We start from the raw sequence: 9,789 nt of genomic DNA on the forward strand, positions 1-9,789 counted from the left end.
CGCTCTGGCCGCGCACGGCCTTGAAGTCGAAATAATCGACATCACTGGCGTTATCGAGGTTACCGCTCACCTTGTTCATCGAGTCCGGCAGCACGAACGCGGTTTGCGGCGTGTCGTTGGGCTCGAAGGCGTCGATATTGGTGTCCACCGCCACGCCGAAACTGAACTGCGCGTTGTTCGCCGTCTTGGCCAGCATGAACCAGTAGTAGTCACCGGCCGGCAGTACACCGTCCAGGTATTCATCGGCATTGCCCGGGTTGTCGGACGTCGCCACCAACAGCGGGTTGCCCTGGCCGTCATCCACGAACAGGCTCAGGGACATATCGGCGCCAGCACTCTGGTCGATCAACTGCACCACCGCCCGCGCGTTTTGCGGCAGGTTGAAGTGGTAAGTGAAATCCTGACCCGTCTGCACCTGGTCGATGGTGTAGAGCGTGTTGACATCCAGGGTCGGAAACAGCGGCACAAAGTCAGCAACCGCAGCACTTTTCAACTGAGCCTGGCCCGGCTTTTTCAACTCACCGACGACGGTGTTGAACGGTGCCGGCTTGACGCTCTTGGTGATCGCCTTGGCCTTGCCCTTCATGGCATCCAGCAGTTTTTGCCGAAGCTCGGCCGAAACCGGCACCGCCTCGATCTTGCCGCCAGGTTTCAGCGCATCAAGGACGGCTTGGTTGACCGTGCCAGGGGTGAGTTTTGGAAGGGTTTGCTCGGCCAGGGCAGAGGCCGAAGTGAAGCAGGCAGCCATCATGGCCGCGCCCAGGATCAGGGCTTTTTTCGATTTCATTTTTTATCCATCCATAGTTAAAAAATTGAAGCTCAGGTGACGGGTGACGTCCTGTCACCTGGGATGGACTGTAGGATATTACTGTATATATGTACAGCTTTTTTCAAGGCTACGTAAGAATTTTCCCTTCTGACACACGGGGCTCATTTTTCCTGGGCGTCATTTGAGTCTTTTCACCGCCGTTTTGAATGCAACGAACAGACCATTAGTTCGGTATTGGAATTTCAACTTTAAGCCTCATGAAAAATCCTACCTACCAACTCCATACACCTTACAGCCATATCCCAACTTAATGGACTTCTAGAATATTTAACAATACTTAAATAAAAAACCTCCAAAAAAGCAATATCCCTCTATCAACCTTGCATGACTTACACCGAGTTAAGGAAGAACAAATGAAACTCATCCATAACAGATCCCAACTTGCACGACTGGGAATCCTCTTCTTGATGCTTCCAACAGCACATTTTTTCAACGGACCGGGCAACTACAAAATAAAAATAGCAATCTTGGCCACTTGCGCTTTTTTTATGCCCCTTACCTTAACACTAAAAGGTAACAACCCAAGGCTTCATCCTATGTTTTGCGCACTGCTCGGAGCTCTCTTTGCCGTGTCCACCCCTTTTGTATACGAGCACTTCTCGAACTGCCCTCAGGTGAAAAATATATTACCTTAGAAGACAAAAACCATCCCTCCAACTCCGAGCGGCTAATCGCCAATCATAACGATGAGAAACTCATGAACATCGGACAATACAGAGTATTAACTGCGCACCTCACCATAATGGCATTTATCAGCCCCATACTCCCCTTCATCAAGGGCCCCAACAAGCACGACATCAAAATGTCGATATTTGCCTTGATAGTCTTCCTGATGTGCCTCGCATTCAGGTTCGGTGAGGGTGATATGAAACCATCGCTTAAAAATTGCGTTATTGCTGGTCTTATTGCCGCACCCTGCGCCGTCTATATGCTCAATTTCATCGTCGGGATTATCTTAACCCTATGACCCTATGTTCATTTTTCAATACCCCCGTCATCTCCAAATACCCCACCCCACCCTCAAACCCCACCGGCCCTTCCCAGTACGGAATACTCAGGTTCATCCACGCCTTGGGGTTGAGGGCTTGCGGAGTGATGTCCAGCTGCTTTCCGGGAATTTTCAGCGACCAGCGCGTGGGAATCTCGCGGCCGTCGATGTGAGTGGTGGCCAGTGGTGTGAGCTGGATATCGGCGTTATGCAGGGTCTGGGTTTGGCCTTGAGGGCCGATCCAGGTACCGGTCAAGTAACCGCTGCCGTCGGTTTGCCGGACACGGAACAGCATCAACTGTTCGCCTCGGTCCAGGTGCAGGGAGAACCAGTCCCAACCGGTCTGGCTGGCGGCCAGGGGTTGGCTGCTCCATTCGCGGTCGAGCCAGGCGGGGCCGCTGACCTGGTAGGTTTTGCCGTCGAGTGTGACGCTGCCGTCTGCCGTGAAAAAGGGCTGGCTGTAGTAATACGAGGCTTGGCCCTGGTCGGATTTTCGGCTGTAGCCGTTGTCGCCTTGCAGCACCAGCGGCCGACTGCTGGTCAGGTGCAAGTCGTAGGCGAATTGCGCACCGCTGGCCTTGAGCTGCATGTCCGCCAACGCGTTTGCAACACCGGGGCGGGTGGCGAAGTTCCAGTCGTCGATCCAGGCATTGAACGGCACCGCCTGGGCGCCCGCCTGGCCGACGCCGCCGCGGGCATAACGTTCGGCAGCGTAGTGCCGAGTGGCGGAGGTGACGGCGGCGTGGCCAAGCCAGATCGTCGAGTCGTGCCAGCCCGGTTGGGGGGTGCCGGCTTTCAACGCGTTGCGAAACAGCGTCCATTGCACGCCGAAGACGTTGCCTTGGGCATCCTTGAGGTTGGCGGTGACGTACCACCACTCGATGCGAAAACCGGCATGGGGGCCGTGGTCCTCGGGAAAGCTGAAGACTTTGCCGGGCACCACTTGAGCAAAGTCCGCCGCATCGCTGCCCAAGCCGGCAAAGCTTTCTTCGGGCGCGGGCACTTTGTCGCACGCGCTTAGCAGCAGTAAGGCGGCCCACACCCAGGCTTTAATCTTCATGGGCGAATGTCCTCAGTAGGTCCGCCGGGCGGCTGCGATACAACTGCCACAGGGGCCAGGCCGACGCCAGCAGTGTGGCGAGCATCGCCAGCCCCAACAGTTGAGCGAGCTGCCCCGGAAACACCTGCAACGGCAGCCGCCAGCCGAACGCTTGCACATTGATCACCGCGTCCAGGCACCATGCCAGCAACAGCCCCAAGGGCAATGCCAGGATCAAGGTGAGCACCGCCAGCAACCAGGTCTGCCCCAGGTTGAGCAGCATCAGTTGCCGACGTGTCACCCCCAACGCCCACAACGGCGCGAGTTGACCGAGACGACTTTGGCTCTGGGTCAGCAAGCTGATGAACAACGCCACACCGGCGACACCGAGGGTGAGGCTGTTCAGCGCGGCGGTAGCGGCAAACGTGCGCTCGAAGACCTGGCTGGACCAGCCCTTGAGTTGCTGCTGATCGATGATACGGCTGTCTTCCAGGCCAAATTCGCGCTGCACCGCCTGCACCAATGGCGTCACGTTGTGAGGGCTCACGCGCAGGTTGAAGCGTGCCGGTGACAGCGTAGGCCAATGCGCCAACAGATGCTGTGAGTTGACCAGCAGGTGGCCTTTCGGGTTGCCGTAGTCGGCGTAGATGCCCACGACCTTGGGCGACCACAGGCCTTGCGGCGTGGAGATGTCGACAGGGTCGCCCAACTGCACCTTCAGGCGCCGCGCCAATTGCTCGCTGAGCATCAGGCTGTCGTCGTGCAACAAACGCTCCCAGGGTTCTCCTGCTGACTCCAGCAATGGCCAGTGCTGGCGATACGTCGGGTCATCGACCACACCGAACATATCCGCCGGCCAACCCTGCAACTGCACCGCCACTTGCCAGGTGGGCAGCACGGCCTGCACTAACGTCTGTTGCGCCAACCATGTCCCCAATTTTTCCGCCTGGGTCGGGTTTTGCGGGTTGATGTACAACTCGGCGGTCAGGCGTTGTTCCAGCCAGTGATTGAAGGTCTGGCGAAACCCTGAGGTCATGGAGCCCGCCCCGATGTTCGCCGCCAGGGCCAACAGTAACGCCATCAACGCGAGGCTCAAGGCCGGCAGCTGTTGGCGGCAATCGGCGAGGAACCATTGGCCCAGCACAGAACGGCTACGCCCCAGCACGGCCTTCAACAACCCATTGAGCAGCACCGGCAACCCCAGCGCGGCCCCCAGCAGCAAGGCCGCCATCAGCACAAAGCCGGCGGCCAGGCTATCCCCCAACCATAACGCCAGCAACGCGATCATCAGCACGATCGCCGCCACCCAACCCTGGCGTCGCAGCCAACGCCCATGGGCCTCGTGCCAGGCCTGGGCATTCGCCAGTGCCAAGAGCGGCAACCGCGCTGCCCGCCACAGGCTGTTGGCGCCGGCGAGCAAAGCACCAAACAGACTCAAGCCCAACCCGCTGAGCCACCACCCTGGACTCAAGCTCAACTGCCCCGCCACTTCGGCGCCATACAGGCCGCGCAAACTGGCAGCCACATCCGGCAGCAACAGGCTCGCCAGCAGGTAACCACTGGCGACGCCCAGCACACCGCCGAGCACTGACAGCACGCCAAGTTCCACCCCCAGGCCCAGGAGCAACATGCGTGCACTGACCCCACACGCGCGCAACGTGCGCAGCAGGCCACGACGCTGCTCAAGGGCCAGGCCAATGGCGGCGTGGACGATAAACAACCCCACCACAAAAGACAGAAAGCCCAGGGCGTCGAGGTTCAGGTGAAAGCTCTCGGTCAGGCGAGCGAGGTTGTTGTCTTCACCTTGCTTGAGTTGCAACGCGGCAGGTGGCGTGGGGTGAGTCGCGGCGAAGGTCTTGTCCAACAGCAAGCGCGACAGCCGTCCGGGCATCGCCAGCAGCGGTTGGGCAAAGCCGATATCGGTCAGCAGCGTGCCAGGAGCCATGTCCTGCTGGACCTGCAACGGCGGCAGGCTTTGCCCGCTGGCTGTCGGTGGCTGTGCGCCTTCGTGCAGCCCAAGCGCCTGTAACGTTTGCGGGGCGATCCAGGTGCGTCCCGGCGGGTCGAAGAAGGCGAGCATTTGTGCCTGGCTCAAGCGTTGTCCCGCCACGACGCCGCTGCCAGGCAACGACAATGGATCAATGCCCATCAATTGCAGGCGTTGATCTTCGTGCCCCTTGAGTACCACCCGCCCCTGCACCACCGGCGAAACCGGCCAGCCAGCCCGGCGCAGTTCGGCAAACAACGTTTGCGGGAAGCTGGCACCGTCCGGCGCACTCAAGCTGGCCTGGGGTTCGCCGCCGATCAGTTGGCTGGCGCGTGCATAGCTGTCCCGCGCCTGGCTGTTGAGGGCCTGCACACCGGTCAATAACGCAGTGGCCAGCCACAAGCCGGTCAGCACACTGAAGAACTGCACGGGATGACGCCGCCAATGGCTCAACAGTGCGCGCAACGTCCAATAAAACACCGCCATATCAGCGAGCGTCCGCCGGCAGGACGCGGCCGTGATGTAGCACCACCTGCTGGTCGAGCCGCGCAGCGATACGGGGGCTGTGGGTGACCATCAACAGGCTGGTAGGGCTGTCGCGCAACAGGTCCAACATCAGTTGCAAGACCTCGTCACTGGTGGCTTCGTCGAGGTTGCCGGTTGGCTCATCGGCCAGCAGCAAACCCGGTCGTGAGGCCAGTGCACGTCCGACGGCCACCCGTTGCTGTTGGCCACCTGAAAGTTGTTCGGGATAGCGCTTGAGCAAATCGCCCAGGCCCAGGCGCTCCACCAACTGCGCCTGCCAATGCGGGTCGAAGCGCCCGGCCAGACGTGCCTGGAACGCCAGGTTGTCTTCCACGCGCAAACTGCCGATCAAGTTGAACTGCTGGAACACCAAGCCAATTTCGGTTCGACGCCAGTTCGCCAATTGCCCTTCATTCAGATGGTCGAGTTGTTGCTCACCTATCCGAATGCTTCCGCCATCCACACGATCAAGTCCGGCCACCAGGTGCAGCAACGTACTTTTTCCGCTCCCAGACTCGCCCATTAGCGCAAGGCTGCTACGCTCCCCCAGGTAGAGATCCACACCTGCCAGTACCGTCAGCGGTCCTTGGGGAGTGGCGTAGTTTTTGCGAACACCTTGCACCTGCAACATAAGAACGCTCGTTTGAAGGACTCCAAACGAGAATAACGGCTGCCTACATGCCCCACGCAAATTTTTCACATGGATTTCACCGCTTGCCCACCCTCGCCCCTTTAAATTGCCCACAAAGCGTCAATCGACGGCAACTTGTTAGTTGCCGCCAGCGACCCTTCTTACTATCCACATGTTCAGCTAAAAGACAGCAGCCCTGTGACAGGCTTTTGCACCACTACGGGCACCCGCCAATTAGTTGCGCCTGCTTTGTACAACACAACAATAGTGCCAATGGTGAACAGCGTGGCTGACATGACCCTGAGCAAACCCCAACCCAATGGGGCAATGTTGAAACGCTTGAAAAAATTCCGACTGCCACTGGCAGGGGTCGCCGTTATCGGCCTGCTCTTGGCTGGCTTTCTGCTTTGGCCCAAATCCCCCACAGACCTTGGCGTGGGTAATCGCCTGGTGACCTCCGGAGTCCTGGCCAGTTGGCGCAACGGTGACCTGATCGTGCTGGTACGCCATGAAGAGCGCTGTGATCGTTCCAGCAACCCTTGTTTCGGCCCGACCGATGGCCTGACGATCAACGGCACCCAGCAAGCCACCCAACTCGGCAAAGCCTTTACCACCCTGGGCATGGAGCGGACCGACGTACTCGCCAGCCCGACGACACGCACGGCCCAGACTTCGCAGTTCATGTTCGGCAAGACCGAGTTGTCACCCGGCCCCCTGGCCATTTGCGGTGAAGCCATGGGTGAAGAAGTGCTCACCCATAAACACCCTGGCCGCAACTTGATGCTGATTACCCACAGCGCCTGCATGAGCGACTTCCAGACGGCGTTGGGCTACCCCCGCGCAGAGGCGGCCGAATACGGCAGCGCACTGTTCGTGCAGGTGTTGCCGAACGGCAAGCTCAAGGCGGTGGGCACGATGAAAACCCAGGAGTGGGCGGCGGCTCTGAAACAGCTTTAAACACACTTTTTTACATGTCGGCACCTGTCGTGTTCAGCCAAACGACAGCCCTGTTCTGGCATGTTTAAACGCGCCCGTTAGTTAAGGTCGTTATCCCTTTCTCCAATCGCTTAGTGAACTTAGTGATGCTTTGCTCTATGAATTCATTACACTCATTGCCCCCCATTAAACGTCAAGGAGCGACGTGTTCATGACCCGGTTGAAACCCCTGCCCCTGCTGTTGCTCGGCTTTGCCATTTTCTTTTTGTTGCCGCTGGGCTTTCACGGCCTGTGGATTCCGGACGAAACCCGCTACGGCCAGGTGAGCCAGGAAATGCTCATGAGCGGCAACTGGGTATCGCCGCACTTCATGGGAGTGCGTTATTTCGAAAAACCGGCCGGCGGTTATTGGCTGATTGCCCTCGGCCAGGCGGTGTTTGGCGAAAACCTGTTTGGTGTGCGTATCGCCTCGGTTATCACCTCGGGCCTGAGTGTGTTGCTGGCCTACTTGATCGCCCGTCGCTTGTGGAACGACCCACGCAAGAGCTTCGCCTGCGCACTGCTGTACATGAGCTTTGGCCTGGTCGCCGGCCAAGCGGGTTATTCCAACCTCGATCCCCAATTCACGTTCTGGGTCAACCTGAGCTTGGTGGCGCTGTGGTTTGCCTTGGACAACCGCACGACCCGCGGGCGGCTGGGCGCCTGGGCGTTGCTGGGCGTCGCCTGTGGCATGGGTTTCTTGACCAAAGGTTTCCTGGCGTGGCTGTTGCCGGTGCTGATCGCCGTGCCTTACCTGCTGTGGCAGCGCCGCGTGGGCGAGCTATTGCGCTATGGCCCGTTGGCGGTGCTGGTCGCCGCGCTGGTGTGCTTGCCGTGGGTGTTGGCGGTTCACTTGCAGGAACCTGACTTCTGGCGTTTCTTCTTCTGGCACGAGCACATCCGCCGCTTCGCCGCCGACAATGCCCAACATGCACGGCCAATCTGGTTCTTCCTGCCGATCATGGTGGTGGCGTGCCTGCCTTGGTCGGCACTGTTGCCGGCGACCCTGATCAAGACCTGGAACGAAAAAGGCCAGCCGGCGATTGCCTTTCTCGCCTTGTGGATGTTGTTGCCACTGGCCTTCTTCAGCATGAGCAAGGGCAAGCTGCCGACCTACATCATGCCGTGCCTGCTGCCCCTGGCCTTGCTGATGGGCCACGCCTTGATCGACCTCGTCAAGCAAGGCAAGACACGCTCGATCCTGGTCAACGGCGTCGTCAACTTCCTGATCGGCCTGACAGCGATGGTGGTGCTGATCTACCTGCAAATCAGCAACCCGGTGTACGGCAATAGCCACGCCGAGATGTTCAGCCTGTCCCTGACGTTTATCGTGCTGCTAGGCTGGATTCTGGCCAACCTGCTGCAAGTGGTTCGCCCGCTGACCTTGTGGGCAATGCCGGCCCTGGGCATCGGTTTGCTGGTGGCGCTGTTGCCGGCGGGCATGCCGGCGATGATCACGGATAACGAAATGCCCGATCAGTTCGTGGCCGAGCATCTGGATGAATTGCAACAAACCCATGCTTTGCTGAGCAACGAACTGGGCTCGGCTTCCGCGTTGTCGTGGCGCTTGCGTCGCCCGGAAGTGGCGTTTTATGACACCGAAGGCGAGTTGCGCTATGGCCTGCAATATCCCGATTCGGAACACCGCAAGGTCGGCCTGGACAACGTCCAGACCTGGCTGGTCGATGCGCGCAAGCAAGGCTCGGTCGGCGTGCTGATGCGGGTCAAGAGCACCAGTGAACATCTCGAGGAAGGGCAGTTGCCACCGGGTGGCAAGCGTTATCGCAAGGGTGACCTGCTGCTGATCGTGTACCCACAACAACCTTAATGCAGCGCCTGCCACAGGAAGAACCCATGAGTTTCTGGAAAACCGAACGTGGCGCGCTGGTGCTGCTGCTGAGCGTCTCCGCCCTGCTCCTGCTGTTGGGACTGGGCGCACGCGACCTGTGGGGGCCGGAAACCCGCTGGGCCAACATCACCCTGCAAATGCTGCAAAGCGGCGACTACTTCGATCCGTACCTCAAAGGCACGCCCTATTACGACAAGCCCCTGCCTTCCTACTGGCTGATCACTGGCTTTGCCAACCTGATGGGCGGCCTCGGCCCTTGGTCGTTGCGCCTGTCGTCGGTCATCTCCGCCTGGTTGAGCATCTGGCTGGTGTACCTGATCGGCGAACGCCTGTTCCGCAAGGGCACTGGCTTGATTGCCGGCTGGATGCTCGCCACCACCTTCTACTTCCTGTTCTGGGCCCGGGTGGCCACGGCGGATGTGCTGACGGTGTGCGGTGTGTTGGCGGCGGTCTGGTGGTACTGGCGCGGGCCGGATGACACGCGCCTGGGACGCTACACCGTATTTTTCCTGCTGCTGGCGGCCACCTCCCTGTTCAAAGGCCTGATCGGCTTTGTGCTGCCAGGCCTGGTGCTGTTGCCGCATCTGCTCAGTGAGCACCGCTACAAGCGCCACCTTAATCTGCGCCTGCTGATGGCCATGGTCATCGCCGGAGCGTTCTACGCCATTCCGTTTGTGCTGTCCCATCTGTATGGCGCGCCGACCTACGGCGCCAACGGTCTGGAGCTGGTGTTCCGGGAAAACGTGGTGCGCTTCTTCGACCCGTTCGACCATATGGGTCCGATCTACACTTACCTGATCTACCTGCCGGCCTACACCTTGCCCTGGGCGCCGTGCTGGGTGCTGGGCCTGTGGCTCGCCGTGCGGCATTGGCGCGACACCCCGCCCAACACCCGCTGGCTGGTGTGGGGGCTGGGCCTGCTGTTTGTGTTCTTCACCGCCAGTGGCAGCCGGCGCAGTTACTACG

The 9,789-nt window shown here is 59.6% G+C and carries 7 protein-coding genes and 1 pseudogene; 4 read left to right on the plus strand and 4 right to left on the minus strand.

Features of this window, described 5'->3' with window-relative positions; translation table 11 throughout:
• Positions 1 to 787 (minus strand): annotated as a pseudogene (locus ACRESD_RS13295) (hypothetical protein); the annotation flags it as partial.
• Between the two features lie 739 nt (positions 788 to 1,526).
• On the opposite strand from ACRESD_RS13295, the gene ACRESD_RS13300 reads away from it, so the two are divergent.
• On the plus strand, positions 1,527 to 1,796 hold the full coding sequence (locus ACRESD_RS13300) for a hypothetical protein (RefSeq protein WP_431751321.1): 270 nt from the start codon (positions 1,527 to 1,529) through the stop codon (positions 1,794 to 1,796).
• Here ACRESD_RS13300 and ACRESD_RS13305 read toward each other — a convergent pair.
• Genes ACRESD_RS13305 through ACRESD_RS13315 form a run of 3 tightly spaced genes read right to left on the minus strand, consistent with a single transcriptional unit; the run spans position 1,780 to position 5,999 of the window.
• Entirely contained in the window at positions 1,780 to 2,877 is a 1,098-nt protein-coding gene (locus ACRESD_RS13305) for a lipocalin-like domain-containing protein (protein WP_431751322.1), read from the minus strand. The two genes, ACRESD_RS13300 and ACRESD_RS13305, sit on opposite strands and share 17 nt — an antisense overlap.
• Positions 2,867 to 5,329: an FtsX-like permease family protein gene (locus ACRESD_RS13310; RefSeq protein ID WP_431751323.1), complete on the minus strand. Its 2,463-nt coding sequence runs from the start codon at positions 5,327 to 5,329 to the stop codon at positions 2,867 to 2,869. The genes ACRESD_RS13305 and ACRESD_RS13310 overlap by 11 nt, the downstream gene beginning before the upstream one ends.
• A gap of 1 nt (position 5,330) precedes the next feature.
• Positions 5,331 to 5,999, minus strand: coding sequence for an ABC transporter ATP-binding protein (locus tag ACRESD_RS13315; protein WP_431751324.1), 669 nt, complete (start codon positions 5,997 to 5,999; stop codon positions 5,331 to 5,333).
• Positions 6,000 to 6,272: 273 nt separating this feature from the next.
• Here ACRESD_RS13315 and ACRESD_RS13320 point away from each other — a divergent pair, with 273 nt between their 5' ends.
• The 3 genes from ACRESD_RS13320 to ACRESD_RS13330 all read left to right on the plus strand — a co-directional run.
• A complete protein-coding gene (locus tag ACRESD_RS13320; RefSeq protein WP_431751327.1) occupies positions 6,273 to 6,956 on the plus strand; it encodes a histidine phosphatase family protein in 684 nt (227 codons plus the stop codon).
• A 190-nt stretch (positions 6,957 to 7,146) separates the two neighbouring features.
• Positions 7,147 to 8,802 (plus strand): lipid IV(A) 4-amino-4-deoxy-L-arabinosyltransferase, encoded by a 1,656-nt coding sequence (gene arnT, locus ACRESD_RS13325; RefSeq protein WP_431751325.1) that lies wholly within the window; start codon positions 7,147 to 7,149, stop codon positions 8,800 to 8,802.
• A 26-nt stretch (positions 8,803 to 8,828) separates the two neighbouring features.
• Positions 8,829 to 9,789, plus strand: a 961-nt coding sequence (locus tag ACRESD_RS13330; protein ID WP_431751326.1) for an ArnT family glycosyltransferase, incomplete at its 3' end; no start/stop codon positions are given.

Origin of the sequence: Pseudomonas sp. (assembly GCF_050739995.1) — a bacterium.
In the GTDB taxonomy this organism is placed as follows: domain Bacteria; phylum Pseudomonadota; class Gammaproteobacteria; order Pseudomonadales; family Pseudomonadaceae; genus Aquipseudomonas.

Excerpts from the sequence above, each read along its gene's own strand:
- ACRESD_RS13310 (WP_431751323.1), bottom strand. The coding sequence starts at position 5,329 with ATGGCGGTGTTTTATTGGACGTTGCGCGCACTGTTGAGCCATTGGCGG.
- ACRESD_RS13300 (WP_431751321.1), top strand. The coding sequence starts at position 1,527 with ATGAACATCGGACAATACAGAGTATTAACTGCGCACCTCACCATAATG.
- arnT (WP_431751325.1), top strand. The coding sequence starts at position 7,147 with ATGACCCGGTTGAAACCCCTGCCCCTGCTGTTGCTCGGCTTTGCCATT.
- ACRESD_RS13320 (WP_431751327.1), top strand. The coding sequence starts at position 6,273 with ATGGTGAACAGCGTGGCTGACATGACCCTGAGCAAACCCCAACCCAAT.
- ACRESD_RS13315 (WP_431751324.1), bottom strand. The coding sequence starts at position 5,999 with ATGTTGCAGGTGCAAGGTGTTCGCAAAAACTACGCCACTCCCCAAGGA.
- ACRESD_RS13305 (WP_431751322.1), bottom strand. The coding sequence starts at position 2,877 with ATGAAGATTAAAGCCTGGGTGTGGGCCGCCTTACTGCTGCTAAGCGCG.